This window comes from Paenibacillus chondroitinus NBRC 15376, from assembly GCF_004000765.1.
Taxonomy (GTDB): domain Bacteria; phylum Bacillota; class Bacilli; order Paenibacillales; family NBRC-103111; genus Paenibacillus_E; species Paenibacillus_E chondroitinus.
In genome coordinates this window covers 147,914-174,462 of the sequence record NZ_BILW01000010.1, presented here as the reverse complement: position 1 = coordinate 174,462, position 26,549 = coordinate 147,914, and the positions used below count along the sequence as shown (strand labels likewise).

Sequence of the window (26,549 nt, the reverse complement as noted above, 5' to 3'; positions counted from 1 at the left end):
TGTGTATAGGCTCACCCGAAATCAAATGTTATTAAGAGGGGTTTTTGATACGCTCCGTAAGATTATGAACGATCTTATAGAGCTCTTGGTCCGCTTGCAACATTTGCGATATTTTTTCATGGGCATGGATAACCGTGGTATGGTCGCGGCCACCAAAATTATCTCCGATTTTCGGCAAAGAGAAGTCCGTCAGCTCTCGTGCCAGGTACATAGCGACCTGTCTCGGGAAAGCTACGGCTTTCGTTCGTTTGCGCGCTTTAAAATCCTCAAGCTTTAATCCATAGAATTCACCAACACGCTGCTGAATATCCTGTATGGTTATAACCTTTGGCCGATTTGACGGAATGATATCCTTCAAGGCTTCGGCGGTTAAATGTACGCTAATATCCTGATTAATTAAAGAGGAGTAGGCAACTACCCTTATTAAAGCACCTTCAAGTTCACGAATGTTCGTATCGATTTGATTTGCGATATAGATCATCGCTTCATTTGGAATCTCAAGATTTTCGGCTTTCGCTTTTTTCCGCAAAATAGCGATGCGCGTTTCTAAATCAGGCGGCTGAATATCGGTAATTAAGCCCCACTCAAACCTAGAGCGCAAGCGGTCTTCCAGCGTTGGTATCTCTTTGGGAGGCCGGTCACTGGAGATAATAATTTGCTTACCTTCTTCATGAAGAGCGTTAAATGTATGGAAAAATTCCTCCTGCGTACCTTCTTTGCCGGCGAGGAATTGAATATCGTCAATTAGTAGTACATCAATCGTTCTATATTTATTACGGAATCCTTCACCGCGGTTATCACGAACAGCATTAATGAATTCATTCGTAAATTTCTCTGATGAAATATATAAAACACGGGCCCCAGGGTTATGTTCCAGCACATAATGGCCGATTGCATGCATCAAATGGGTCTTACCTAAACCAACGCCTCCGTATAAAAAGAGCGGATTATAGGCTTTGGCTGGCGCTTCGGCCACAGCTAATGAAGCTGCGTGGGCGAAGCGATTGCCTGATCCGATGACAAAAGTATCGAACGTGTATCTCGAATTCATCATATTCGTGAAATTTTCTTCACCTGCCACAATGGCGGGACCTTTAGGCGGTATAACGGCCGGTTGAGTGGCAGCAGATTGCGCTTTCTGTTCTTCGGTCTCGATGATGAATTTCACGGAAACATGTTTGCCGGTAAAATCATAAATTGTGCCTTCAATCAGCTTGGTATAGCGGCTTTCCAGCCACTCCTGGGCAAAATTGTTGGGCGCACAAATAACGACAGTCGAGTCATTAAAAACTGTCGCTTTGGTTGATTTTAGCCAAGTATCGAAGCTAGGTTTGCTAAGCTTAGTTTGTATAATCGATAAGATTTGCTGCCATAAGTCCGTAGAATGGCCTTCCACAGTAATTCACTCCTTTAAAATCAAACATGTGGCGTAAAGGCCAGGTTTCCTAACAATGCGATCTGTGTATAAATCATTATGGTTGAAGCTCTAACTGGAGCGATCCGAAAAACGTATAGATTGAACGCAATCAGAGTATATTCTGCGCGATTTATTGCGAAAAGAACCAACATGTCTAATGGGGTCAAAAAAGGACGGCTTTTGTCGTTTTATCCACATTATTAAGAATCGGTTAAAATGACTTATTCTTGTAGAGGGAATTTTGTTCACAATGTTATCCACAGACTGTTGATAAATCGGAGAAGTGGTCGTGTATATCCACAACAGAAACATTATCATCTTAACAAAAGATAGCCTGTTAATCAACGGATTGTTTGGGATTATCCACAATTACAACAAGTTGTGCATAGAAATTGTTCACAACACAAGATATTGTTAATATTCTGTTGATTTTCGACAAGCTTCTCTTTTCGGTGGATAAAATTTATACACAGGTTATTCTTTTTCGATTTATTGTGATCATTTTGGCATTTCCTTCTGCACGCTCGGGTAGGTTGACTTTCTTGAGTGATATATGATTTAATGAGTAGTAGAAATTTTGTAGGATGGATATCCTCAGGTAGGGAGGTGCTATAGATGGGTCCGACGTTTAACCCGAATACGAGAAAGCGTAAGAAAAATCATGGTTTCCGTAAAAGAATGAGCACGAAGAACGGTCGTAAAGTTCTACAAGCTCGTCGTCTTAAAGGAAGAAAAGTTCTTAGCGCGTAAAAAGAGGCTCCGGAAGGGGCTTTTTTTTTTGCATTTGGATGGACAGTTTATATGCCGTCATTTCGGTCAAAAATAGATAAGATGCCTAAGTGGTGATTTGGCTTATCTGAAGTTAACGGTCTGGAGCGTACATGTCTGTGGAAAAAGAATATAGATTAGCTAAAAGAGAAGACTTCAATAAGATTTATCGATATGGCAAATCAATGGCCAACCATCAATTCGTTCTTTACTATTTACCTCAGCCTAAAATGGAAAATTTCCGACTTGGTATCTCGGTGAGTAAAAAAGTGGGGAACGCGGTTGTCAGGAACCGCTTGAGACGAATGGTGAAAGAGATCATCCGTTTGAAAAAAGAGAATATGACGCCGCATTATGATTACATTTTGCTGGCTCGAAAACCCGCGGTAGATATGGAATATGCCGAGATGGAGAAAAGCATTTGGCATGTAATCCGAAAAGCTTCTTTATTAAAAAGAAATGACACAATAAAAAAGTGAAGCATTATTTCTTTTCGCGCTTAAATTGTGTTATAGTTTATGTTGGAAAAGATATTTAGGAGGATCTCATTTTGACTCGTCGACTTTATTTGCTTGCAGCTCTTTCTGCGTTGATCTTATTGTTGTCAGGATGTAGTCCTAGTAGCGCTGCTATGGCACCGATTGATCCTAATACGGCAGGTTTTTTTGTAAAATATTTTGTGTACCCGCTTTCGCAGACACTCGACTGGTTCGCCGTCAAGTTATGGGGCCAATATGGCTTATCGATTCTGGTCGTAACCCTCATTATTCGTCTCATTATTTTGCCTCTGACGCTGAAACAGTATAAGAGCTCCAAACGGATGCAAGAGTTGCAGCCTGAGATGAAGAAGCTTAAAGAAAAGTATAAAGATGATGCGAAGAAGCAGCAGGAAGAAACAATGAAGTTATTTCAGTCAAATGGTGTAAATCCGCTAGCTGGATGTTTTCCAATCATTGTTCAAATGCCAATTCTGATTGCGCTTTATCAAGCTATCATGCGTAATGACCACATTCGAGAGCATACTTTTTTATGGATGAATTTAGGACAGCCCGATCATTATTACATACTTCCTTTGATCGCCGCGGCAACAACATTCGTTCAACAAATGTTTATGTCTTCTCAAATGAATCAACAAATGAAAAGCTTACTATACATTTTCCCGGTTATGATTTTCGTGATGTCCATGAATTTCGCAGCTGCGCTGCCACTTTACTGGATCTACGGTAACATCTTCACCATTATTCAGTCTTACTTTATTTATGGTTCTCCTGGAAAACAAAAAAATCCTGGATCTCAAAATAATAAGGGTGGCCTGTCCAAATGAAAAAAATTGTGGTGACTGGAAAAACTATTGAGATCGCGGTGAAAGCCGGTCTTTCTCAATGGCAGGTTTCGGAGGATCGTGTTAAGATTCATATTTTGGAACAGCCCTCCCGGGGGTTGTTTGGGTTTATTGGTTCCAAAGAAGCTAAGGTTGAGCTTGAATTGATACCAGATCCGCTTGAGGAAGCCATTGCTTTCTTACAAGATATGTTCGAAGCGATGAAAATTTCCATCACCATAGACACGTCAAAGGATCGCGAAGGCTACCAGTTGAATATGAGTGGTTCGGAGCTTGGTATTTTGATCGGTAAAAGAGGACAAACCCTCGATGCGCTGCAGTATTTAGTGAATATTGTCGCTAATCGTTATGCAAATTCGCATTTCCGGATTATTTTAGATGCAGAAAATTTCCGAGATCGACGTAAAAAGACGTTAGAAGAGCTAGCATTAAGGTTGGCGAATCGTGTCATAAAGTCGAAAAAAGAAGTTATTTTGGAGCCGATGAACTCGCAAGAACGCAAGATTATTCATGCTGAACTGCAAGGGCATCCTGTTGTCAAAACTTATAGCAAAGGCGAAGAACCGAACCGTCGGGTCGTGATCGCCGTCAAATAACCTTAGCCGCAATGACATGAGCATAAGTCATTGCTTTTTCTTTAAGATGAGGTAAACTCGAGGTGTTAATACTATGTTAAATGATACGATTGCTGCTATTTCTACGCCGCTCGGTGAGGGTGGGATAGCGGTTATTCGTGTGAGCGGGGATGAAGCAGTTCCATTAGTGGAGCGTGTTTTTCGCTCAAAAACGAAATTATCTGATGCTGAGACGCATACGGTACATTATGGATTCATTATAGAACCTGCTTCTGCCGAAAAGGTAGAGGAGGTTCTCGTTACTTTAATGAAATCTCCGCGTTCTTTTACAATGGAAGATGTGGTCGAAGTTAGTTGCCACGGCGGTATTGTTTCTGTAAAGAAGGTGCTGGATTTATTGCTGCAGCAGGGGATACGTTTGGCGGAGCCCGGTGAATTCACGAAGCGAGCTTTCCTTAATGGTCGGATTGATTTGACGCAAGCGGAAGCTGTAATCGACTTAATTCGAGCTAAATCGGACAGAGCTTTTAAAGTGGCATTAAAGCAAGTTGAAGGAAATTTGTCGAAGCAAATCAAACATCTACGATATGTGTTGGTAGAATTAATGGCTCATGTGGAAGTCAATATTGATTATCCAGAGCATGATGTTGAGGAAATGACGAATGCTTTCATAAAGAGTAAATGTGACACGGTAATGCTTGAAATTGACCGTCTTTTGGTGACCGCTGAGCAAGGTAAAATTTTGCGCGAGGGTATTGAGACAGCAATTGTCGGTAGACCGAATGTAGGGAAATCATCGTTGTTAAATGAATTGGCGCAGGAGAATCGGGCGATTGTAACCGATATTCCAGGAACAACAAGGGATGTCATTGAGGAATTCGTCAATGTTGGCGGTATTCCGCTTAAACTGTTGGATACAGCGGGGATTCGCGAAACGACAGATATTGTGGAACAAATCGGAGTGGAAAGATCGAAAACTGCTTTGGCTGAAGCGGAACTGATTTTGTTGGTGCTGAATAGCAATGAAGAACTTCAATTAGATGAGCTTGTTTTAATGAAGCAATTAGCGGAGAAGCAAACGATTGTTATTTTGAATAAGATTGATCTCAGTCGTAAGCTGGATATCGATCAAGTGTTGAGTTATTTTCCACAGGAACGTATTGTCGAGCTATCCCTGATTGAGAATAAAGGTATCGATCATTTAGAAAAAGCGATTGCGGCAATTTTCTTTGAGGGCAAACTAGAGTCAAGTGACTTGACGTACGTTAGCAACGTTCGACATATATCCTTATTGAAGCAAGCAAAACGCTCGTTGCATGATGCGCTTGAAGCAAACGAGCAATACGTGCCAATTGATATGATACAAATCGATATTCGAGCGGCTTGGGAGCAGCTTGGAGAGATTATTGGTGATTCTGTTGGTGAGTCGTTGATCGATCAAATTTTTACACAATTCTGCTTAGGTAAATGAAAACCGACAGCATTTTCGTTTTCATAAAAGAGGGAGGGACTTTGAACTATGGGATATCATGCTGGTGAATTTGATGTTATTGTCATTGGCGCTGGACACGCAGGTTGCGAATCTGCTCTGGCATCTGCCCGGATGGGATGTAATACACTACTTTTAACAATTAACTTGGATATGGTTGCTTTCATGCCATGCAATCCATCTATTGGTGGTCCTGCAAAGGGCCACGTTGTTCGGGAGATCGATGCACTCGGCGGCGAAATGGGCCGCAACATCGATAAAACCTATATTCAAATGCGCATGCTGAATACTGGTAAGGGTCCAGCTGTGCATGCACTTCGTGCACAAGCCGACAAATTTTCATATCAGCACAAAATGAAAGAAACGATTGAAGCAACGCCAAACTTAACGTTACGTCAAGGTATGGCCGAAGAGCTCATCGTTGAAGATGGCGCGATCAAAGGCGTTATTACTAAAACAGGCGCTGAGTATTATGCGAAAGCAATTGTTCTTACGACAGGAACTTACCTAAGAGGGAAAGTTATTATGGGTGAGCTTATGTACGAGAGCGGTCCGAACAATCAACAGCCTTCGGTTAAACTATCGGAGTCGCTTCGCAAATTAGGTTTTGATCTCGTGCGTTTCAAAACGGGAACTCCGCCGCGGGTTCATAAAGATACAATCGACTTTAGTAAAACGGAAATTCAGCCTGGTGATGATGAACCTAAGTTTTTCTCTTTTGAGACTAAATCAGGGGCTGCTAATGAGCAATTGCCTTGTTGGTTAACGTATACGTCTGAAGAGACGCATAACATTATCAATTCGAACCTGCACCGTGCTCCAATGTTTTCAGGTGCGATCGAAGGTACTGGGCCAAGATATTGCCCTTCTATCGAAGATAAAATTGTTCGTTTTGCCGATAAACCGAAACATCAAATTTTCCTGGAACCGGAAGGCCGTAATACATCTGAGTACTATGTACAAGGTTTATCAACGAGTATGCCGGAAGATGTACAGCTTGGCATTTTGCGCTCCATTCCAGGTCTTGAGAAAGTAGAAATGATGCGTACTGGTTATGCCATCGAATATGATGCGGTAGTTCCTACTCAATTGAAGCCATCTTTGGAGACTAAGCTTATTAGCGGTTTGTTTACTGCTGGACAAATTAATGGGACATCTGGATATGAAGAAGCAGCTGGGCAAGGGGTTATGGCTGGAATTAATGCGGCTCGCAAAGTTCAAGGTAAAGAAGCAGTTGTGTTGGATCGTTCCGAAGGGTACATCGGTGTTCTTATTGATGACTTAGTTACAAAAGGGACAAACGAACCATATCGTCTATTAACGTCCCGCGCGGAATATCGTTTGCTGCTTCGCCACGATAATGCTGATTTGCGTTTAACACCAATTGGCCATGATATTGGGCTGATTTCTGAGGAGCGTTATGCGACGTTTTTAAATAAAAAAGCATTGGTTGACCAAGAAATCGAGCGTTTAAATACGGATAAAATTAGACCGGAACCGCATGTTCAACAGCTTTTAGAAAGCTTGGAAAGTGTAGTTTTGAATAATTCTGTTCCAGCAATCGCGCTGCTTCGTCGCCCTGAAATTGAATATAAACATATTGAACAAATGTCCCCTTCACCACTTGAGCTGGACGATGAAATGAAAGAGCAAGTTGAGATTCAAGTTAAGTATGCGGGTTACATTGAGAAACAAAGTAATCAAGTAGAGCGTCTGCGTAAAATGGAGAAGAAGAAGATTCCGGATGATATCGAGTATAGCGAAATTCATGGAATTGCAACGGAAGCTAAGCAAAAGCTTGCTAAAATCCGTCCGATTTCGATTGGTCAAGCATCACGTATTGCAGGTGTGACACCATCTGATATTTCTATCCTTCTTGTGTATTTGGAACACTATAACAGAGTCACGGCGGCTAGAGGTTAACATATGGATGCTATTCAACAACAATTTGTTCAATTTTTAGAGAAACAACAGATAACTCTTTCCACTCTACAACTGGAACAGTTTGAGCAATACTTTAAGACACTTGTAGAGTGGAATGAAAAAATGAATTTAACAGGTATTACGGAGAGAGAGCAGGTATACTTAAAGCACTTCTATGACTCTCTTTCTGTTTCTTTCAATTATGATATGAGCTCCATATCTACGATTGCAGACATTGGCTCTGGCGCCGGGTTTCCAAGCATTCCTTTGAAGATCGCATTTCCTCATCTAAAGGTTACGATCATCGATTCTTTGAATAAACGAATTTTGTTTTTAAAAGAATTGGTTTCACAATTAGGTTTAACGGATACGGAATGCGTTCATGGTAGAGCAGAGGATATTGCTAGACTCCCTAAATATCGTGATCAGTTTGATCTGGTTACAGCTAGAGCTGTAGCTAGACTTCAAGTGTTGAATGAATTTTGCCTTCCTTTTGTGAAGAAGGATGGTACGTTTATTGCAATGAAGGGGTCTGAGATTGAAGAAGAGCTAAGTGAGTCTGCTTATAGCTTATCAGAGTTGAAGGGGAAAGTTATTAAAGTTCTTAAGATGCAGCTGCCTGTTGAGGAATCGCTGAGGCATTTTGTAGAAATTCAAAAGCTTGCTGTAACACCAGCTAAGTATCCTAGAAAGGCTGGACTTCCTCTAAAAGAGCCTCTTATGAAAAGGTGAAAATGTTCCACGTGAAACATTATTCAATTAAGTTTCACAATTGCTTAAAGCAGGAAATCTTGCTTCGATGAAGAATATATTATAGTAAGAATCTATTCTATTTGTAGTGAGTTTATGTGATTGCACTTGTCATACTTCGCCGTATTCTTGACAAGCGTTTTCGTTCTGTAGGACGAAGAGGTCGTCTATCTTTGGATCGTAATGGTCGCTTAAACTACGGGAAGAGTTGGTGGTAGGGTTTCCTATGAAAGAACAAATTTCAAAGCTATTTGGACTTGCTGATCGTTCGTCGACGGATGAGGTCAAAAACATACCGGTTAATACTATTATTCCAAGTCCTTATCAACCTAGAACCTTATTTGATGATGATCGTATTGATGAATTGTGCCAAACGATTCGAACGCATGGTGTTATTCAGCCAATCGTTGTCAGAGTCAAAAACAATACATTCGAACTCATTGCCGGAGAACGACGCCTAAGAGCAGTTAAGAAGCTAGGTCTTGATACAATCCCTGCAATTGTGAGAGATTTCAATGATTCTCAAGCTGCATCCATTGCTCTTATCGAGAATTTGCAGCGCGAAGGTTTGACTGCAATTGAAGAGGCTGCTGCTTATCAGCAATTGATTGAGATGCATGATTTGACGCAGGAAAGCTTAGCTCAGCGTCTTGGTAAGAGCCAATCAACGATTGCGAATAAGATCCGGCTTTTACATCTAAGTGAACCTGTTAAGATGGCATTGATGGAGCGGAAGATCACGGAGCGTCATGCGAGAGCTTTGCTTGCTCTGGATCAAGAAGAACTGCAAGTGAAAATTCTTGAGGAAGTCATTGCTAAAGAGCTAAACGTAAAACAGACAGAAATTAAGATTAACTTTTTAAAGGAAGCAGCAAAGATTAAAAAGTCGCGTCGCGTATCCTTTTCAAAGGATGTTCGACTAGCTTTAAATACCATTCGCCAATCCGTTGAAATGGTTACAAGCTCGGGCCTGAATATTAACACGTCTGAGAAAGATCATGAGGATCACTACGAAATTATAATTAAAATTCCTAAGAATAATTGAGCATTTATTGCTACCTTAAACGGCGCAAGCCGTTTTTTTGCATCTTATGAGATAAAACTATCAAATATAGATAAGGTAACTGAATGATAGATATGTTAAGATAGATATACTGCTTTAGTATGGCATTTGGAACATAAGCGATTGAGGTGAAATGGTTTTGTCTAAAATTATAGCAATAACGAATCAGAAGGGTGGCGTCGGCAAGACGACAACTTCTGTGAATTTGGGTGCTTCCTTGGCTTCACTAGGGAAGAGAGTGCTTCTCGTTGACATCGATCCACAAGGGAATACGACTAGTGGGATCGGGGTTAACAAGGCCGATGTCGTGAACTGCATCTATGATGTGCTTATTAACGATGTCCACCCCAAAGATGCAACAGTGGATACGAATGTTCCAAATCTTAAGATTGTACCTGCGACGATTCAACTAGCAGGAGCTGAGATTGAACTTGTTCCAACGATCTCACGAGAAGTACGCTTGAAGAAGTCTTTGCAACTTGTTAAGCATATGTACGATTATATTCTTATTGATTGCCCACCATCTTTAGGTCTTCTTACAATTAATTCTTTAACTGCTGCTGATTCTGTTATCATTCCAATTCAATGTGAATACTACGCGCTTGAAGGATTGAGCCAACTGTTGAATACAGTTCGTTTGGTCCAAAAGCATCTTAATACAGGGCTTCAAATTGAAGGTGTTTTATTGACGATGTTTGATGCTAGAACGAACCTCGGCATTCAAGTCATTGAGGAAGTTAAGAAATATTTCCAAACAAAAGTATATCAAACGATTATCCCGCGGAACGTTCGCTTGAGCGAGGCTCCCAGTCATGGACAATCGATTATTACTTATGATCCTAGATCAAAAGGCGCGGAAGTGTATTTAGAGCTTGCGAAGGAAGTGATCTCGATATGACCAAAGGCCTAAACAAAGGTTTAGGTAAAGGATTGGATGCATTAATTACATCACTACATATTGATGAGAGCGATAAAGTCATTCAAATTCCTTTAGCACAATTGAGAGCTAACCCTTATCAACCTAGAAAGCATTTTAACGAAGATAGTATTAAAGAGTTAGCGGATTCGATTAGAGAACATGGTGTTATCCAACCTATTATTGTTCGTAAGGTTCTTAAAGGTTATGAAATCATTGCCGGTGAACGTAGATTCCGAGCTTCTCAGGTTACGGGAATTGCAACGATTCCTGCTGTTGAGAGAAACTTCACGGATCAACAAGTCATGGAAATTGCCTTGATCGAAAATGTTCAGCGGGAAGATCTGAACGCAATGGAGATTGCTTTTGCATATCAGGGAATTATCGATCAGTTTTCGTTAACCCAAGAAGAGCTTTCTGCTAAGGTTGGAAAGAGCCGCTCCCATATTGCGAACTTCCTGAGACTACTTCAATTACCGGAATCAATAAAACAATATGTTTCACGTGGAACATTATCGATGGGACATGCAAGAGCTATTGTTGGTGTCAAAGATGACAAGATCAAAAAAGAGCTTGCGGAAAACACCATTAGTAAGCAATGGAGTGTTCGCGAACTTGAAGAAGCAGTGAAAATGCTCGAGGAATCACCGGGTCAAGAGAAAGAAAAAACGAAGCAAAAAGAAAAGAATAGAGATCCTTATATCAACCAAGCTGAAGACCAATTAAGAGATATTTACCGTACTACGGTGAAAATCAAGAATCAGCAGGATAAAGGTAAAATCGAACTTCTCTACTATTCAAAAGACGATTTGAACCGTCTGCTAGAATTGCTTCAAGGCAAAATCTCTTAAAATTAGATAGCATACCGATGGTTTTCTTTCGAGCAGAAAGATCAAACTAAGGTATGCTATATTTATGAGTAGAATTCTGAATCCGTGAGAGGGTGGGTGAACATATGAAAGGTGTTATGTATTTTGATCAAGCTGCATCCTCCTGGCCAAAACCGCCGGCTGTAATGGATGCGATGATGACTTGTATGCAAGATTATTCGGCTAATCCAGGACGGGGAAGCCATCAGATGGCTGTGAAGGCAAGCCGGGTTTTATTTGAAACAAGAAAAAACTTAGCACGCTTATTTGGAATCAAAAACCCGAATGATCTATCTTTTGCATTGAATACGACACATGCACTGAACCAAGCGATCAAAGGGTTTGTAAAACCCGGGGACCACGTCATCTGTACGAATATTGAGCATAACTCTGTACGCAGACCATTGGAACATTTGAGAGCTACGATTGGAATAGAAATTACTTATATCCGTAATGATGAAGAAGGAAATATCCAGTTGGATGATTTCAAAAAGGCATTACAGTCAAATACATCACTAGTAGTTGTTAATCACAGTTCTAACTTATTGGGGACAATTATGCCTGTGGCAGAGATCGGGGAGATATGCCGTGCACATGGCGCTAAGTTGCTTGTAGACGGGGCTCAGAGCGCTGGTATACTGCCTATCCACGTAGGAGATATGAATGTTGATATGCTGGCTTTCCCAGGCCACAAAGGGCTTCTAGGGCCTCAGGGAACGGGTGGTTTATATATCCATCCTGACATTGATTTGGAGCCGATTCTACACGGGGGAACAGGTAGTCAATCAGAGGCCATTCATCAACCAAAGGTAAGGCCTGATCGCTATGAGGCAGGTACGCAAAACACAGTTGGTATTGCTGGATTAAACGAAGGCGTGAAATTTGTAATAGCTGAAACGATTGAGAAGATCCATGCAAAAGAGTGGCGTCAAACGCAAATGCTGATGGAAGGTTTACTGGGAATTGAAGGAGTCACGATTCTTGGCCCAGCTCTTGGACAAAATAAAACAGGGATTGTTTCCTTTAATGTGAATAACGCGGATTCATCGGAAGTCGCTTTCATATTGGATCAATCTTTTCAAATCGCCGTTAGATCCGGCTATCATTGCACACCGCTTGCCCATGAAACGGCAGGTACGTTAGCTAGTGGAGCGGTAAGAGCAAGCATAGGTTATTTTACAACGGATGAAGAAGTGGAAGCTCTTGTTTATGCAGTGAAAGAGATCCAATCGCAGTATGCTAAGTAGAAAGAGGGATCAACCATGGGGGAACTGTTCGGATTGAATGGCAACTTTGTTGTATTAGTCATTGTGGGATTGATTTTAGTTTTATTCCTTATCGTCATTATTCTTTTGGTTAAATTATCATCTTTACGTAAACGATATACGCAAATGATGAATGGTTCAAGTTCAGATAATATCGAGCAGCTTCTGATTGAAATGCAGCAAGCCATCAACGATCAAAAGGCCGAGTCAGCAATGACATCAGCCCAGGTTGATACAATTCGCCAATCCCTAACGAAGATGAAATCCAAAGTAGCGATTCATCGATATAATGCCTTCAATGATGGAGGAAGTAACCTGAGCTTCACAATTGCCATTTTGGATGATTTTCAAGATGGTGTAGTTTTGACAGGAATACATAGCCGTGAGCAGATGTACTTGTATGCGAAGCCCATTCAAAATGGACAATCCACTTACACATTAAGTCCAGAAGAGAAAGAGGCAATTAGTCAATCTGTAAAGCCGTCTTAGCACTTGGTGCATAGGCTTGAGTGCGACGTAATGCAGAGTGAAGAGCATCGCCAATGACATTCGCCATGTTCATGACAAGACTGAGCCGCGTATTTTGAAGAACGAAATATTCCATGAATCCGCCTACGTTGACGATCCCCGTCACATGGATATTGCCAACGGGAGGAAGGTCTTTATTAACGCCGGCACCAGGCTTAAGCGGACCATCAGCAACTTGAATGCAGCCTACGCTGGATACTTGGCCTAAACAAGCATCGACGGCAACGATAAAAGGGTTATCGAATTGACGTTGAATTTTATCAACGGTATCAGACAGGTTCATGGCATGGACAGGTTCATCTAATGTACCGAACAAGTGAAGGTTACGAAGATTCGTCGTACGGTTCAAATGAGAGCCAACTAACGGACCAAGTGAATCTCCCGTAGAACGGTCGGTGCCCACACAGATAACAACGATAGGTTGATAGGTTGGTAGCTTACTAAAAATGGATTGCAAATGCTTAGAGAGAAGAAAAGGGGTATCGGCGTCTGTGTGCTGAATTTTGAGTGGGGTCAGTTCCGTGTCTTTCATTCCGTCGAAACCAATTTGGAATTTCATCATATCCCTCCAAAGTACTTCTTCTTTTTTACTAGTATATGGATAGATAGAGACATTTATACGTAGGAGAGGAGGGATTTTCCTTGAATTTTTCCGTTATGTTGTTAGCCTTCGATTCTACGCAGCAGGCTCTGCGCGCCGAGATGCTGCTAGAGTATGCGGATATAGAAATTGACATCAGACCTACACCGAAAGAAATTACAGCTGGCTGTGCCCTTTCTATTGAATTTCCTGGCGAAAATCTAGTACAGGTTCAAGAGATTATTGAATCAGAGAACGTAGAAATCAGAGGCATCTATTTTAAAAAAGAAGATAAATATGTTACCATGGAATGAAAAAGGAGGTCTAAACCGTGGCCTTTATTACGAAGTATTTCACGGATTTGATGAACTGGATTCGAGAGCATCTATCGAACCCTGAAATACTAGCTTCGCTATTTTGGATTATCGTAAAAATTGTTCTCATATATGTTGTTGCAAGAGTATGTATCAAAATTGCGGATAAAACAATTGCACATATGATGGCTGCTAGAGACAAGTCGCCACTGAAGTTTGATAGACGTAGAACAAATACGATAGGAAGCCTTATACATAATTTAATAGCCTACACCGTGAATCTCATTTGCATTATGCTGATCCTTGGACAAGTTGGTTTAAATCTTGGGCCTTTGCTGGCAGGGGCAGGAGTGCTAGGACTTGCGATAGGTTTCGGAGCGCAGAGTTTGGTGAAAGATGTGATTACGGGTTTCTTTATCATTTTTGAGGATCAGTTTGGTGTAGGGGATGTCATTCAAATTGATTCATTTAAAGGGACCGTTGAAGAGATTGGCATCCGAGTCACAAGGATTAAAAGTTGGACGGGTGAGGTCCATATCATTCCGAACGGAAATATTAAACAGGTGACCAATTTTTCTACGTACAATTCATTAGCCGTGGTCGATGTGACGATTCCTCATCATATAAATATTGACGATGCTACACAAATTCTCAAGGATACCGTCAAGCACGTACAAGAACTTACCGAGGATATTGTGAAACAGCCCGAAGTGCTCGGTGTTCAAGTGGTGGGTACGACGGATCTGAAGATTCGCATTATTGCTGAGTGCAAACCAACGCGACAATTTAATGTGACGAGGCTTTTGAACATAGAAATTAAGAAGAGACTCGATAGTGTGCAAATTGAGACGATGTAGTTGAAAAGGCGGTGGCGGACGTATGGAGAAAAAGCAGTATCAACTTGGCGATATTGTGCAAATGAAAAAGCCCCATCCGTGTGGCACGAATGAAATGGAAATCATACGGATGGGGATGGATATTAGAATAAAGTGTGTAGGGTGTAAACACAGTGTTCTGGTACCAAGAACGAAGTTCGAAAGTAAACTGAAGAAAGTGCTTCGATCTAACCCAGATAAAGAGGAAGAATCCTCATAAAAATGCTGTGGAAAAGCACTTGCGGGGACAGGAATTTTTTGATATAATGAATCCTGTTCTCGCGTTTTATTGGAAAGGTACCCAAGAGGCCCAAGGGGGCTGACTCGAAATCAGCTAGGCGTCGCGAGGCGTGCGTGGGTTCGAATCCCACTCTTTCCGTACAAGCTATTACTAGCTAAGGAATGAAAGTCTTCTGCATCTGCAGGAGGCTTTTTTATTTTAACGAGAATGTCAAATTCCAATATTTAAGTTCCACGTGAAACATTTTAAGAGTTTAAAACGTCTATTAGGGCGTAAAAGGCTCATTTGCTTTCAGTCCTTTGTCTAATCCAGTAGGGATAAAAAGGCTAAAAGAAAAGCAGAATAAACTCATATCGATGTGTTGGCAACAAGAAGGAGGTAAGCGTAATGAAAAGATGGATGATGATATTCCTGGTACTAGCTGTAGTAGCCACAGGATGCGCTAAAAAGAGTGAAGAGGGTGCATCGCCAAGCCCAACAGCAGGAGCGACCGTAACGCCTTCCACAGGGGCTACAGCGACGCCTGGTGCAACAAGTGGGACAGGTGGTGGAACATCTGCCACAGCAACGCCAGCAGCAGGTGGCAACGATACAACAAAGGATGAGCCGCTTCCTCAGATAACGAAGGAGCAAGCTGATAAGATAAGCATGACAAGCACCTATGATGATCTAGTGAAGCAGACAGGAGCAAAAGGCAAGTTGGTGAAAGACGAGAATGGTAAGAAAACTTATGATTTCGCCATTTCTAATCAACCTGGCTACATTGCGGAAATCGTTTATTTTGCAGATGGAATGATTTCCGAAAAGAAAGTATTTAGGAAATAAATCAAGTCGTGCAGCGTGAAAGCTGTGCGGCTTTTTTAGTACCTTCCTCATAATATAAGAGTTTATACTTTGTTAATATTCCATTTAGATGGATTCAATAAGGATATATTAATATAAATATAAGGAAACGTTTCCCGTACATTGTGTTAAAAGGAGAAAAGAGATGAAACTTAGTAAAAAATCCGTTACAGTACTGTCCTTTACGATTGGAGCGTGTTTATTCGTATCCACGGCATTTGCCGACACACTGCTTGGATCGGGTTATGACCGGTTAAAAGGTTCAGCAAAAACAACTGCAAACATGATGGAAAAGGATATGAAGAATTACACGCTCGAAGCGCTGTATACGTTGAAAGATAACGATAAAACCTTAATTCAAGGATCAACGTCGCAAAAGATGGATGTTGAAAAACAAATGAAGGAAGAGAACACAACGACGAAAGACGCCAATGGCGAAACAACATCAAGATACTATTATTCCGACATAACGAAATCAGTTAATAAAAATGGATCAGACAATACTTATTATGTGACGGAATATCCGGCTAGTGACAGAAAAAATCGCACCGTGGATTTTAAAAATCCATTTAAAGAAAAGGGAGCACCAGAAATTGAAAAAATCGTTGACGCTGTCGTTGGCGGTTTGAAAGATTACGTGCAAGTAGAGGAAGGACCTGAAGGTGGAAAAGTATATTCGGGCAGCTTGTCTGAAACACAGGTACCAGCCGTCCTGAATGCTGTCTCCTCTTTTGGTATCAAACAGATGCTGAACGATGAGCGCGATTTGCCGACCATAGAAAGCGATGTATTTGTGAAAAAGGTGGTAGGCACGGCTAATGAAAATAAAGCTGGCTACCTAGAAAATGTAACAGGTGATATTACACTGTCCGGCAAAGATAAGAACGGTGTTCAACACGACTTGAACCTGAATGTTATTGTGAAGCTATCTGAGGTTGGCAATACGAAAATTACACTACCTGATCTAACTGGCGCAAAAGTTGAAAAGGTTAGCTACTCCAATGGATTTAGCAGCAAGTATGTAGGTAAATATAAAAACGATATCGTGATGGAGAAAGACGGCAAGTTTGTGAAAATCGGCGAAAGAATGGTTGAGATCACAAGCGTAGACAACGATAAAGTGAAAGGGAAATATTCCGAAACGGTTATTCCAGGTTATGAGAGCGAATATCCGAATAAAGATGTTTTCGACTTTGAATATGATCCAGCCGCGTCCTCAACATTCACGTATAAGGATGCAAAAGGCGAGCAGAAGAATGGTTCCATTCATCAAGGCGCTACAGGCAAAGTTTATTTTGAAATGAATGTTGAGATTGTTAACGAAAATTCATACAGATCGATCTCCAAACCATATTACGATGGAGAGTTTAGCCGCATATTTGAATAAAACAGAGAGGTTCAGGAGGCTGCCGGTGCGGCTTCCTGAGCGTTTTTTGGGGAGATGATAGAAATTGACAGTCAAGGCGATTGAGATAAGTGGATTAACGAAGGCATTTAAAAATGGCCGGGGGATCACAGAGTTAAACCTAGATGTTGATCAAGGTGATGTATTCGGATTCCTCGGACCGAATGGTGCAGGGAAGACGACGGCTATGAAAATGATAACGGGCCTAATGAAGCCAGACCGTGGCGATGTGAAAATTTTCGGTGCCAGCATTTTGGAAGACTATGTTAACGCCATGAAGCATGTTGGTTGTTTGATTGAAACAGCAGAGTCGTATCCTTATTTAACAGCTAACGATAATTTAAAGATGTTCGCTAGATTTTATCCGCATGTTGATCAGAAGAGAATTGATGAGTGCCTTGAACTCACAGGCATGTTGAAATATAAAAATGAGAAATCTCAGAAGTTTTCACTGGGGATGAAACAAAGACTGGGGATCGCAGCTGCGATACTGTCGAAACCTAAATTATTAATATTGGACGAGCCTCTGAACGGACTGGACGTTGAAGGGATGCTGGAGATGAGGAAATTGATCAAACAACTTTCTCAGGAAGGCACGACATTTTTCATCTCAAGCCACTTGATTCATGATGTGGAACTGACGTGCACAAGAATCGGCATCATTTATGGGGGCAAGCTTGTTAATGTAGAATATACGCAAAATATTCTTTCCTATTATTCTTCGTTGGAGAACTTTTTTGTTAGCGAGGTGGACCGGAATGGAAGGGTTTAAGGCCGCATTTATCAATGAATCCGTGAAGCTGTTGAAAAAGAAAAAAATGATGGCGGCTGCCATTTTATCTATCCTTGCTGTTTTGGTTGGACAGATCGCTGTAACCACCATCAAGCATGGGCTTGGATTGCGGGTTGTAGGTAGCGTTGAATTTCCTATTGTCGTTCTATCATTTATTACTTATACGCTTTTGCCGCTGTTTGCCATTTTTGTGGCGATTGATATGTTTAACGGTGAATCTTCATCGAATACAATGAAAATAACACTTTTGAGACCTGTCTCCCGATTCAGTGTGTTTAGCGCAAAAGTGTTGAATTTAGCTTTATTTATTGCCGGGAATCTCTTATTTGTAATGATTCTTTCGTTATTAGCGGGGTTTATTTTTAATCCCTCATCGGCTAGTTTGCCAGGGATCTTCAAGGTTGTTTTATCGTACGGATTAACCTTTTTCCCTGTATTTGTGTTTGCGCTGATTGTCGTCCTGTTGTCTAATGTGATACAAGGGGGGTTAGCTGTATTTTTCCTCTCGATCCTGATATTTATCGTTTTTAATTCATTGGGTATTGTCTTCTCATCCTACTCCAGTTTTTTCATTACATCGATGTTGGATTGGTATACATTATGGATATCGGAAACGATGAATGTGTTTAAAATATTCCGCCAGATTCTAATCATGTCGGGCTGTGGTATGATGTTATTTACAACAGGGTATTATTTGTTTGACAGTAAGGATATATAGAAAGGGATCTTCATGCATTTAACCAAACGTTTCTTCACGATGAATGCGCTGGCTGTGCTGCTCTCCGTTGGTTTGACAGTTCTGGCTGTCATTATTTTCGTTGCTGCTTATACGAAGGTTTTTGGCCGCGAAGCCGAGACGAAGGAGTTTCAGAAGGCTTTCGAAGTTCGAGCGGCGATCAGTGAGATCAAAAGAGAAGCACAGCCCCTTAAGTTCGAGCAGCTGCTGGATACGAAATTTCAACAAGAGCTTGCTAATCGGATTAACGCTTTGGATGCCAGTGCGATTATTTTAAAAAATAGAGAAGTTGTATACGCTACGCAAAATTTCAACAGGATCGATATTGAGAGAAGTCTTATGCTCTCAGACAACGAGGCAACCCGCGATGAGGTCGAACTTGCCGGCAAAACATATATGATTACAAGAGTGGATTATAAGGTGCCGGCTGGCGATCCCGGTGTTCTGCTGCTGCTTGCGCCAATCAAGCTGAAAACGAACGTTTTTATGGTGCTCGGCATTTTTACAGTCAGCGTATTCACCGTTGTTTTCTTGTTAACGAACTTTTGGGTGTCGTATCGATTCTCCCGCGGTATTATATCGCCGATCTCCAGGCTTAAGGCTGCTGCTAATAAAATTAGCGAAGGTGATCTAAGCCAAGGGATTGCAGAAGAAGGCGAAGGAGAAGTTCGAGAGTTATGCAGGACGCTGGAGCTTATGAGAATTAAGCTGAAGGAATCGGTTTATATGCAGCAAAAATATGATGATAACCGAAAATTTCTGGTTTCAAGCATATCTCATGACTTAAAAACGCCTGTGACCTCGATCAAAGGATATATTGAAGGAATTATCGATGGGGTCGCCAAGACACCTGAGAAAATGGACGAGTATCTGGAAACGGCACGATCCAAAGCGATTCTCGTGAACGCTATGATCGATGATCTGCTTCTATACTCAAAGCTTGATTTGAACCAGCTTCCGTATCATTTTGAAAAGAGTGATTTGGCGAGCTATTTCGAGGATTGTGTCGCGGATCATAAATATGAATACGAAAAGGCTAACCTATCGTTATCGTTAATCAACGAACTTAATGAGCCTGTCAAAGTTTTAATTGATCGTGAAAGATTAAAGAGGGTCATACAGAACATTCTTGATAATGCCATGACATATGTAGAGAAAGCGGATGGAAAAATTGAGATTATTCTCAGGGAAACAAGAACATCTGCGATCATAGAAATTAAGGACAATGGAAAAGGAATACCGGAGAATAAACTTCCCCATATTTTTGAGCGATTTTATCAGGTGGATCCTTCAAGAAAAATCGGCAGTGGACTAGGACTTGCTATCGCCAAGCAAATTATAGAAGGCCACGAGGGGAAAATATGGGCGAAAAGTGCCGTAGGAGAGGGTACTCAGATAATGATATCTCTGAAGAAGTTCTAGTAGGCTTGGAGGTTATGATGAAAAAAATTCTGATTATTGAAGATGATCAAAGTATCGCCAATCTCCAGAAAGATTACCTCGAGTTGAGCGGTTACTCTGTTAAGACAGTGAACAGTGGATTAGCGGGATTGAAAGCTCTCAAGGATGAAGACTTTGAGCTGATCATTTTAGATATCATGCTGCCGGATATCGATGGATTTGAAGTATTGAAGAGAGTGCGCGAGCATGACGATATTCCCGTTCTTCTGGTATCGGCAAGAGCAGAGGAAATTTATAAAATTAATGGTCTGGGCCTTGGGGCGGACGATTATATTACCAAGCCTTTCAGCTCCGGCGAGCTGGTTGCGCGGGTAGGGGCTCATTTGAAAAAGTTCCAACGGATGAAAGAACGGTTTGGTAAAGGGAATGAAGGAAGCACGATTCAAGTTAGAGGTCTGGAGATTCAGAAGGAGGCAAGGCGCGTCTTTGTGAACGGAAATGAAGTCGTTATGGCGCAAAAAGAATTTGACCTGCTTCTATTTCTATTGCAGAATGCCAATCGGGTGTTTGGCAAGGAAGAACTCTTTGAGAGAATTTGGGGCTTGGATGCGATGAGTGATGCCTCGACCGTCACGGTTCATATTGCCCGAATCAGAGAGAAAATCGAAGAGACCCCGTCTAAACCTCAGTACATAGGCACAGTTTGGGGATCCGGGTACAGGTTTATTGTGTAAAAGAGCTGGTCCTAAGCAGGTAAATGAAACTGCCTAGGGGCCAGCTTTCCTTCATTTCAGCCAATTAATAGCTCCTGTTGCGGTTTCTGTAACTGATAGAGAAACGATCAATGACATAGCCGACTAGCGCCCATGTAGCGATCGTTAATACATAGATGACCAGCATCCGGAACATGGAGATCTCATAGATGTCCGTGAATGTGGATGCAAACCAGGCAGGAACACTAAGCGCGTAGAAGATCATGTAAAAGGCATCATGATCGTGAAATAAATAATGACCTAAACAGAGGGCTGCACCAATGAAGGTAAACAGCCAAGTAAACGTGGATGTTCTCATGGTGAATTTCTCCTAGTTAAGGCTTTTTGCGGTGCCATTTCCGATTATGGTTGCTGTTGGCCGGAAATCTGTCTCCTTTTTTTAACGTGACTATTTTCGGGTTCTCAATACCCATGTGGACGGCATTCTCACCCATCTCGATGTATACGCCGTCGTTAGGTACATGATCGCCTTCATTGAACTGTGTCCATTCACCCACATTGATCACCTCTTCGAAAGATTTTCAATCAGGTTTAGATTACCCTCCTGAAGGGGAAGCATGTACGATAGGCGTTGCCATGTTCATCCTTGAGAAAAAGACTTGTAATCTGGCGTTCAATTTGCTATAGTATTCAGGTGCGAGTTTTGAAAAAGAATCCTCGCTCCTTGCTCCTTCGCTTGTGCGAACAAGCTTGAACAGGGGCCGCTTAGTCCAAAAGGAGGTGACATACATGCGCAAATATGAACTGATGTACATCATTCGTACTGACGTTGAGCAAGAAGTTGTTCAATCTACAGTAGAAAAGTTCCAAGGCATCATCACGAACGGTGGAGGCGAAGTCTCCAAACATGACCTGATGGGCAAACGCCGTCTTGCGTATGAGATCAATAAGTTCCGTGACGGGCACTACGTGCTTGTACACTTCAACGCAGAACCTGCTGTTGTAACTGAACTTGATCGCGTACTTAAGATTACGGATGAAGTTATCCGTCACTTAATCACAAACGACGTAGCTTAATTGCATGCCAGTATTTTCGTCAGGGGGAATGTTCTATGTTGAACCGTGTCATTCTTATCGGTAGATTGACCAGAGATCCAGAACTTCGTTATACGCCAGCCGGCGTTGCGGTTACGCAGTTTACTCTCGCAGTAGACCGTCCTTTCACCAGCGGAGGTTCGAAAGAACGCGAAGCGGACTTTATCAATATCGTCACGTGGAGGCAGCTTGCCGAAACATGCGCGAACTATTTGCGTAAAGGTCGTTTGACAGCAGTGGAAGGCCGAATTCAGGTACGTAATTACGACAACAACGAGGGCAAGAGAGTTTACGTGACCGAAGTGATTGCCGATAATGTACGCTTCCTTGAATCCAGTAACGGTGCCGGAAATCGTGAAGACGGTGGATCGAACGCAAACGCTAGCTACGGCGGCGGAGGCAGTGGCAATCGTGGCGGTGGGTCACGCGAACAGCAAGATCCTTTCATCGATGACGGAAAACCGATCGACATTTCCGATGATGACTTGCCATTCTAAAGTAGAAAGGACTGAACAAATTCATGGCTTTCCAAAAAAGAGATAACAATAGTGAAGATCGCGGCGATCGCAAATTTGCTCCTCGTGGTAAAGGCGGTAAAGGTAAACGTCGTAAAGTTTGTTACTTCACAGTTAACAAAATCAAGCACATTGACTATAAAGACATCGAAACTCTTAAAAAGTTCATCAGTGAGCGCGGGAAGATTCTTCCTAGACGTGTAACTGGTACTTCCGCTAAGTACCAACGTGCATTGACGATCGCTATCAAGCGTTCCCGTACAATCGCATTGTTGCCTTACACAACGGAATAGGGTTTACTAAGAAGGCAGCTGTTTATACGGCTGTCTTTTTTGTATGCCGAGAAGTCCATAGGCGAGAGGAGAGATCGCGCGGCTTTGTAGAGGCTTTCTTTTCTCCCCCTATTTTGTGGTATAATTAACGCTATAGTCTTTTGTAGGATGAGGAGAGATGACGGTTGCTGAATAGGGAAAAGGATGTAGACCTAGCCAGACGAGCCAAAGTCATTGAGTGGCTCAAGACAGAAGTCGTAGATCACGTAGCGCACCTGCTTAAAGGCATATGGGAAGGCAGCCATGTCAGAATCGTGGATGGCTTGGCCAGTTTAATTTCAAGCGGCTATATTTTGGGGAGAAGACTGGGTATATCTTATCGCGATTTGGACGAAGCCATTGTAGAGAAAATGAAGAAGCACCGCCAAGAGGGCCATCAACTTGAGGACTGGTACGGCGACATTTCATCGCTCGAAGAACATTTACGTAAGAGGTGAGCCCGGTTGGGGAATCGAAGTTGGCAAAGCATCATCTGGAGTGCGGTGACGATCCTTTCATTGCTATCTCTAATGACGCCTTTTATTATTTTCACATTTAGTTTTCTCATGATTCCTGTATTGATGTTATATGTAAAATCAAGCACCAAACGATTCGTCATCAGTTATGTCATCAGCTTGCTCGTCGTTTATTTGCTTACCCAGTGGCATGGGATATCCCTCATGTCCGTATCGCTATTCTTCTTGCCGCCGGTACTGGTTATGGGTAACTTATATAAACGCAAAGCCGCCGCTAGAACCGTACTTACAGCAGGAATTATCACCATTCTGGCGGAGTCACTGCTCAGTCTGCTCATCGGGTATTCGCTCGGATTCGATCCGGTAGCGAAGTTCAAACTTTTCATGATGGACAGCATAGCAAGTATGCCGCCGGGGATTCGGGAGGTTCTTCCGAAGGATCAGGACTGGTATGTGAATTTCATTGTGCAAGTAATACCTTTGTATCTGATTTTTGTGGCGTTGTTCTACACCTTTGTCACTCATGGCATCAGCCGCTGGCTGCTCAACAAAACAGGAGAAGGTATCCCAGGTCTGCGCCCAATGCGCGAGTGGATGCTGCAGAAATCGTTGGTGTGGATTTATTTGATCGTGTTTGTGCTCGATCTCTTTATGAATCCAGCTTCCAATTCACTCATTCCGACGCTGATGATGAATGCAATGCCACTATTGATGCTGGCGTTCGCTATTCAAGCGATCTGTTTTCTATTCTTTGTTGCGCATGCGAACAAGTGGAAGCCAATTTTGCCGATCGTGGCGATGATCATTCTTTGTTTCATGCCGCCACTTTTTATCGTTTACAGCTTACTAGGGGTATTTGATGTTGCGTTTCCAATCCGTGAACGGTTTAAGAAAAATTTATAGGATTAGGAGCTAGTTCGAATGCCGAAGTTCCTTTTGAAGCGATGGCACGGTCAACACATCGTGTGGATTTTCGTTCTGCTCATCATCATGTCAGCTACCATCTATATGTTCAAATGGTGGCTGGGCGTTACGGCCTTCCTGGTCTGCGCCGTTCTGGCATACTTTACGCTCCAAGCGGAAACAGCTTTTCGCAAAGAGCTGAATATGTATGTCGGAACGATTACGCATCGGGTCAAAAAAGCCGGCAATGAAGTGATGAGCGGCCTTCCTATCGGAATTATTTTATATAATGAAGAGAAGCGCATCGAATGGCACAACCCGTTTGTGGCGAAAATGCTGGGGCAGGATTCCGTCATCGGCGAGCCGTTGTACGAATATTTGCCAGACCTGAAAAATCGAAAAGATAAAAGCGATAAAGTAGATCTCACCATCGGGAAGTCCATTTATCAAGTCTCGATTCGGGCGGAAGAAAGACTGCTCTATTTCCGGGAAATCACGGAGCATGCGAATTTGGCGAGAAAGTACGAAGATGAGAAGACGGCGATCGGAATCGTCATGATGGATAATCTGGAGGAGTCAACGCAAGGTCTGGATGATCAAACGCGCAGCATTATGCTGGCCAAAGTTACGGGTGAAATTACCGAATGGGCTCAGAAAAATCAGCTTTATTTGCGCCGGACGTCCTCCGACCGTTTCCTCATTCTGATGGATCAGAAAGCGCTGCGTCAATTAGAGCAAACGCGATTTGAAATTCTGGACGATGTACGTGATCTGACGATAGAGAACAAGCTTCCGATGACGCTGAGTATCGGGATCGCATCTGGTGCGGAGCAATTAATGGAGCTTGGTCAAATGGCGCAGATGGGCCTGGACATGTCTTTAGGCCGCGGCGGCGATCAGGTGACGGTGAAAGTGGGCCAGAGGCTGAGCTTTTATGGTGGAAGAACGAATGCGGTTGAGAAGCGCACGCGGGTCAGGGCCAGGGTCATATCCCATGCCTTAAGGGATTTGATGAAGGATAGCGATAAAGTGATTATTATGGGTCATCGCTTTCCGGACATGGACTGCATCGGCGCATCGATCGGCATCTTGAAGGCTGTGCAAGTGATTGGCAAGGAAGGTTACATCGTGCTTGAGGGAGTGAATCCCTCGATCCATAAAGTGATGGAGACGATTGCCGGTGATGAGCGGCTGCATCGCTGGTTCATAACACCGGAGCAGGCGATGCAGATTACGACGCAGCGTACCTTGGCTGTGGTGCTGGATACACACAAGGCTTCCATGGTAGCCGAGCCTAAGCTGCTCCAGCAGACGCACAGGGTCGTTGTGGTCGATCATCATCGCCGCAGCGAGGAGTTCATCAATGACGCGACACTCGTCTATATGGAGCCTTATGCGTCTTCTACCTGTGAGCTGGTGACCGAGCTGCTGCAGTACATCAATGAGAAGCTGACGATGGAAGTGCTCGAGGCTACGACTTTGCTGGCCGGCATCGTAGTCGACACGAAGAGCTTCTCCCTCCGCACAGGGGCGAGAACCTTCGAAGCCGCTTCGTATTTGCGCCGTAATGGCGCAGATTCCGCGCTGATTCAGCGTTTGCTGAAGGAAGATCTCGATTCGTACATCGAGCGAGCCGAAGTGATCAAGCATACAGAAACTATCCATGAGCATATCGCTTTGGCAGTTGCTGAGCCTAATCGCAAATATTCTCAGTTGATGATTGCACAGGTTGCTGATACATTGTTGAATATGACGAATATTATGGCTTCCTTTGTCATCGCTGAAAGGCCGGATGGACTGATCGGCATCAGCGCCAGATCGCTGGGGCAGATGAACGTCCAACTCGTGATGGAGCGGCTGGGCGGCGGCGGTCATTTGACCAATGCAGCAACTCAGCTCGATGGCACGACGTTAGAGGGAGCAACGAACCGATTGAAGAAAGTACTCGATGAGATGCAGGAAGAGGAGGGACTTTTCGAATGAAAGTCATTTTACTAAAAGATGTTAAAGGCCAAGGCAAAAAAGGTGAAATCAAAGAAGTATCCGAGGGCTACGCACAGAATTTCCTCATTGCTCAGGGGCTTGCAGCTCCCGCGACAACGGGCACAGTGAAAGTGCTGGATAATCAGAAAAAAGCGGAACAGCGTAAAAAGGATCAAGAGAAAGCCGATGCCAAAACGCTGGGCGAGAAGTTGAACGAAATGACGGTTCAAATCAAAGCGAAAGCCGGTGAAGGCGGCCGATTGTTCGGTGCCATTCCAAGCAAGCAAATCGCAGAAGTTTTGGAGAAACAGTACAAGATCGTAATTGATAAGCGCAAAATCGTCCTCGACGAACCAATTCGTACACTAGGCGTTACGAAGGTCCCTGTGAAGCTGCACAGCGAAGTTACAGCAAGTTTGAACGTACAGGTTCTGGAAGAGAAATAAGTGACTGAGAAAGC

The 26,549-nt window shown here is 42.7% G+C and carries 32 protein-coding genes and 1 tRNA gene; 29 read left to right on the top strand and 4 right to left on the bottom strand.

All coding sequences use genetic code 11. The features are described from left to right. Window positions 1-31: 31 nt before the first annotated feature. The gene (gene dnaA / locus PCH02S_RS14370) at window positions 32-1,396 is read right to left on the bottom strand and encodes a chromosomal replication initiator protein DnaA (protein ID WP_127454092.1); all 1,365 of its coding nucleotides are present in this window, start codon (window positions 1,394-1,396) and stop codon (window positions 32-34) included. Window positions 1,397-2,032: 636 nt separating this feature from the next. On the opposite strand from dnaA, the gene rpmH reads away from it, so the two are divergent. The 12 genes from rpmH (at window position 2,033) to PCH02S_RS14310 (ending at window position 12,866) form a co-directional block, all read left to right on the top strand. After that, complete coding sequence (gene rpmH, locus PCH02S_RS14365; protein WP_028557239.1) at window positions 2,033-2,167, top strand: 50S ribosomal protein L34; 135 nt, start codon at window positions 2,033-2,035, stop codon at window positions 2,165-2,167. 137 nt (window positions 2,168-2,304) lie between these two features. Then, on the top strand, window positions 2,305-2,664 hold the full coding sequence (gene rnpA, locus PCH02S_RS14360) for a ribonuclease P protein component (protein WP_127454090.1): 360 nt from the start codon (window positions 2,305-2,307) through the stop codon (window positions 2,662-2,664). 71 nt (window positions 2,665-2,735) lie between these two features. Further along, window positions 2,736-3,509 carry a membrane protein insertase YidC gene (yidC, locus tag PCH02S_RS14355; protein WP_246069076.1) on the top strand — a complete coding sequence of 258 codons (774 nt, stop codon included), beginning with the start codon at window positions 2,736-2,738 and terminating at the stop codon, window positions 3,507-3,509. After that, window positions 3,506-4,123, top strand: a complete 618-nt coding sequence (gene jag / locus PCH02S_RS14350) for an RNA-binding cell elongation regulator Jag/EloR (protein ID WP_127454088.1) — start codon at window positions 3,506-3,508, stop codon at window positions 4,121-4,123. Before yidC ends, jag begins: the two co-directional genes overlap by 4 nt. A 73-nt stretch (window positions 4,124-4,196) precedes the next feature. Next, the gene (gene mnmE / locus PCH02S_RS14345) at window positions 4,197-5,573 is read left to right on the top strand and encodes a tRNA uridine-5-carboxymethylaminomethyl(34) synthesis GTPase MnmE (RefSeq protein WP_127454086.1); all 1,377 of its coding nucleotides are present in this window, start codon (window positions 4,197-4,199) and stop codon (window positions 5,571-5,573) included. Window positions 5,574-5,621: 48 nt separating this feature from the next. After that, window positions 5,622-7,514 carry a tRNA uridine-5-carboxymethylaminomethyl(34) synthesis enzyme MnmG gene (gene mnmG, locus PCH02S_RS14340; protein ID WP_127454084.1) on the top strand — a complete coding sequence of 631 codons (1,893 nt, stop codon included), beginning with the start codon at window positions 5,622-5,624 and terminating at the stop codon, window positions 7,512-7,514. Window positions 7,515-7,517: 3 nt separating this feature from the next. Next, window positions 7,518-8,246, top strand: a complete 729-nt coding sequence (gene rsmG, locus PCH02S_RS14335) for a 16S rRNA (guanine(527)-N(7))-methyltransferase RsmG (RefSeq protein ID WP_127454083.1) — start codon at window positions 7,518-7,520, stop codon at window positions 8,244-8,246. 244 nt (window positions 8,247-8,490) lie between these two features. Then, window positions 8,491-9,309 carry a nucleoid occlusion protein gene (gene noc / locus PCH02S_RS14330; protein ID WP_127454081.1) on the top strand — a complete coding sequence of 273 codons (819 nt, stop codon included), beginning with the start codon at window positions 8,491-8,493 and terminating at the stop codon, window positions 9,307-9,309. Window positions 9,310-9,466: 157 nt separating this feature from the next. Beyond that, complete coding sequence (locus tag PCH02S_RS14325; protein WP_127454079.1) at window positions 9,467-10,225, top strand: ParA family protein; 759 nt, start codon at window positions 9,467-9,469, stop codon at window positions 10,223-10,225. After that, on the top strand, window positions 10,222-11,094 hold the full coding sequence (locus PCH02S_RS14320) for a ParB/RepB/Spo0J family partition protein (RefSeq protein WP_127454077.1): 873 nt from the start codon (window positions 10,222-10,224) through the stop codon (window positions 11,092-11,094). Before PCH02S_RS14325 ends, PCH02S_RS14320 begins: the two co-directional genes overlap by 4 nt. Before the next feature lie 104 nt (window positions 11,095-11,198). Continuing rightward, window positions 11,199-12,359, top strand: coding sequence for an aminotransferase class V-fold PLP-dependent enzyme (locus PCH02S_RS14315; protein WP_127454075.1), 1,161 nt, complete (start codon window positions 11,199-11,201; stop codon window positions 12,357-12,359). A 15-nt stretch (window positions 12,360-12,374) separates the two neighbouring features. Continuing rightward, window positions 12,375-12,866: a DUF4446 family protein gene (locus PCH02S_RS14310; RefSeq protein WP_127454073.1), complete on the top strand. Its 492-nt coding sequence runs from the start codon at window positions 12,375-12,377 to the stop codon at window positions 12,864-12,866. Here PCH02S_RS14310 and yyaC read toward each other — a convergent pair. Next, window positions 12,841-13,464, bottom strand: coding sequence for a spore protease YyaC (gene yyaC, locus PCH02S_RS14305; protein WP_127454072.1), 624 nt, complete (start codon window positions 13,462-13,464; stop codon window positions 12,841-12,843). The genes PCH02S_RS14310 and yyaC overlap by 26 nt on opposite strands. Before the next feature lie 98 nt (window positions 13,465-13,562). Here yyaC and PCH02S_RS14300 point away from each other — a divergent pair, with 98 nt between their 5' ends. The 10 genes from PCH02S_RS14300 (at window position 13,563) to PCH02S_RS14255 (ending at window position 20,827) form a co-directional block, all read left to right on the top strand. Further along, window positions 13,563-13,799, top strand: coding sequence for a DUF3343 domain-containing protein (locus tag PCH02S_RS14300; protein WP_127454124.1), 237 nt, complete (start codon window positions 13,563-13,565; stop codon window positions 13,797-13,799). Between the two features lie 17 nt (window positions 13,800-13,816). Next, on the top strand, window positions 13,817-14,656 hold the full coding sequence (locus PCH02S_RS14295; protein WP_246069075.1) for a mechanosensitive ion channel family protein: 840 nt from the start codon (window positions 13,817-13,819) through the stop codon (window positions 14,654-14,656). Between the two features lie 22 nt (window positions 14,657-14,678). Next, window positions 14,679-14,894, top strand: coding sequence for a DUF951 domain-containing protein (locus PCH02S_RS14290; RefSeq protein ID WP_127454070.1), 216 nt, complete (start codon window positions 14,679-14,681; stop codon window positions 14,892-14,894). Window positions 14,895-14,965: 71 nt separating this feature from the next. Beyond that, a tRNA-Ser gene (locus PCH02S_RS14285) sits at window positions 14,966-15,053 on the top strand. A 249-nt stretch (window positions 15,054-15,302) separates the two neighbouring features. After that, complete coding sequence (locus PCH02S_RS14280) at window positions 15,303-15,740, top strand: type 2 periplasmic-binding domain-containing protein (protein WP_127454068.1); 438 nt, start codon at window positions 15,303-15,305, stop codon at window positions 15,738-15,740. Between the two features lie 163 nt (window positions 15,741-15,903). Continuing rightward, the gene (locus PCH02S_RS14275) at window positions 15,904-17,145 is read left to right on the top strand and encodes a hypothetical protein (RefSeq protein WP_127454066.1); all 1,242 of its coding nucleotides are present in this window, start codon (window positions 15,904-15,906) and stop codon (window positions 17,143-17,145) included. Between the two features lie 64 nt (window positions 17,146-17,209). Continuing rightward, window positions 17,210-17,935 (top strand): ABC transporter ATP-binding protein, encoded by a 726-nt coding sequence (locus PCH02S_RS14270; RefSeq protein WP_127454064.1) that lies wholly within the window; start codon window positions 17,210-17,212, stop codon window positions 17,933-17,935. After that, window positions 17,922-18,674 (top strand): ABC transporter permease, encoded by a 753-nt coding sequence (locus tag PCH02S_RS14265; protein ID WP_127454062.1) that lies wholly within the window; start codon window positions 17,922-17,924, stop codon window positions 18,672-18,674. Before PCH02S_RS14270 ends, PCH02S_RS14265 begins: the two co-directional genes overlap by 14 nt. 12 nt (window positions 18,675-18,686) lie before the next feature. Continuing rightward, window positions 18,687-20,114, top strand: a complete 1,428-nt coding sequence (locus PCH02S_RS14260) for a sensor histidine kinase (RefSeq protein WP_127454061.1) — start codon at window positions 18,687-18,689, stop codon at window positions 20,112-20,114. Between the two features lie 17 nt (window positions 20,115-20,131). Beyond that, window positions 20,132-20,827 (top strand): response regulator transcription factor, encoded by a 696-nt coding sequence (locus tag PCH02S_RS14255; protein ID WP_127454059.1) that lies wholly within the window; start codon window positions 20,132-20,134, stop codon window positions 20,825-20,827. A gap of 64 nt (window positions 20,828-20,891) precedes the next feature. On the opposite strand, the gene PCH02S_RS14250 is transcribed toward PCH02S_RS14255, so the two are convergent. After that, a complete protein-coding gene (locus PCH02S_RS14250; RefSeq protein ID WP_127454057.1) occupies window positions 20,892-21,164 on the bottom strand; it encodes a hypothetical protein in 273 nt (90 codons plus the stop codon). A gap of 16 nt (window positions 21,165-21,180) precedes the next feature. Continuing rightward, window positions 21,181-21,363, bottom strand: a complete 183-nt coding sequence (locus PCH02S_RS14245; RefSeq protein ID WP_127454055.1) for a YjzC family protein — start codon at window positions 21,361-21,363, stop codon at window positions 21,181-21,183. 232 nt (window positions 21,364-21,595) lie between these two features. Here PCH02S_RS14245 and rpsF point away from each other — a divergent pair, with 232 nt between their 5' ends. From rpsF to rplI, 7 genes are all read left to right on the top strand, one after another. Then, a complete protein-coding gene (gene rpsF, locus PCH02S_RS14240; RefSeq protein ID WP_127454054.1) occupies window positions 21,596-21,883 on the top strand; it encodes a 30S ribosomal protein S6 in 288 nt (95 codons plus the stop codon). A 35-nt stretch (window positions 21,884-21,918) separates the two neighbouring features. Beyond that, entirely contained in the window at window positions 21,919-22,398 is a 480-nt protein-coding gene (ssb, locus tag PCH02S_RS14235; protein ID WP_127454052.1) for a single-stranded DNA-binding protein, read from the top strand. A gap of 23 nt (window positions 22,399-22,421) precedes the next feature. Further along, window positions 22,422-22,709 (top strand): 30S ribosomal protein S18, encoded by a 288-nt coding sequence (gene rpsR, locus PCH02S_RS14230; protein WP_029196139.1) that lies wholly within the window; start codon window positions 22,422-22,424, stop codon window positions 22,707-22,709. A gap of 164 nt (window positions 22,710-22,873) precedes the next feature. After that, window positions 22,874-23,185 carry a MazG-like family protein gene (locus tag PCH02S_RS14225; protein WP_127454050.1) on the top strand — a complete coding sequence of 104 codons (312 nt, stop codon included), beginning with the start codon at window positions 22,874-22,876 and terminating at the stop codon, window positions 23,183-23,185. Window positions 23,186-23,191: 6 nt separating this feature from the next. Beyond that, entirely contained in the window at window positions 23,192-24,106 is a 915-nt protein-coding gene (locus PCH02S_RS14220; RefSeq protein ID WP_127454049.1) for a DUF2232 domain-containing protein, read from the top strand. Between the two features lie 18 nt (window positions 24,107-24,124). Then, window positions 24,125-26,089 (top strand): DHH family phosphoesterase, encoded by a 1,965-nt coding sequence (locus tag PCH02S_RS14215; RefSeq protein ID WP_127454047.1) that lies wholly within the window; start codon window positions 24,125-24,127, stop codon window positions 26,087-26,089. Then, the gene (rplI, locus tag PCH02S_RS14210; RefSeq protein ID WP_127454045.1) at window positions 26,086-26,535 is read left to right on the top strand and encodes a 50S ribosomal protein L9; all 450 of its coding nucleotides are present in this window, start codon (window positions 26,086-26,088) and stop codon (window positions 26,533-26,535) included. The genes PCH02S_RS14215 and rplI overlap by 4 nt, the downstream gene beginning before the upstream one ends. Window positions 26,536-26,549: the final 14 nt, after the last annotated feature.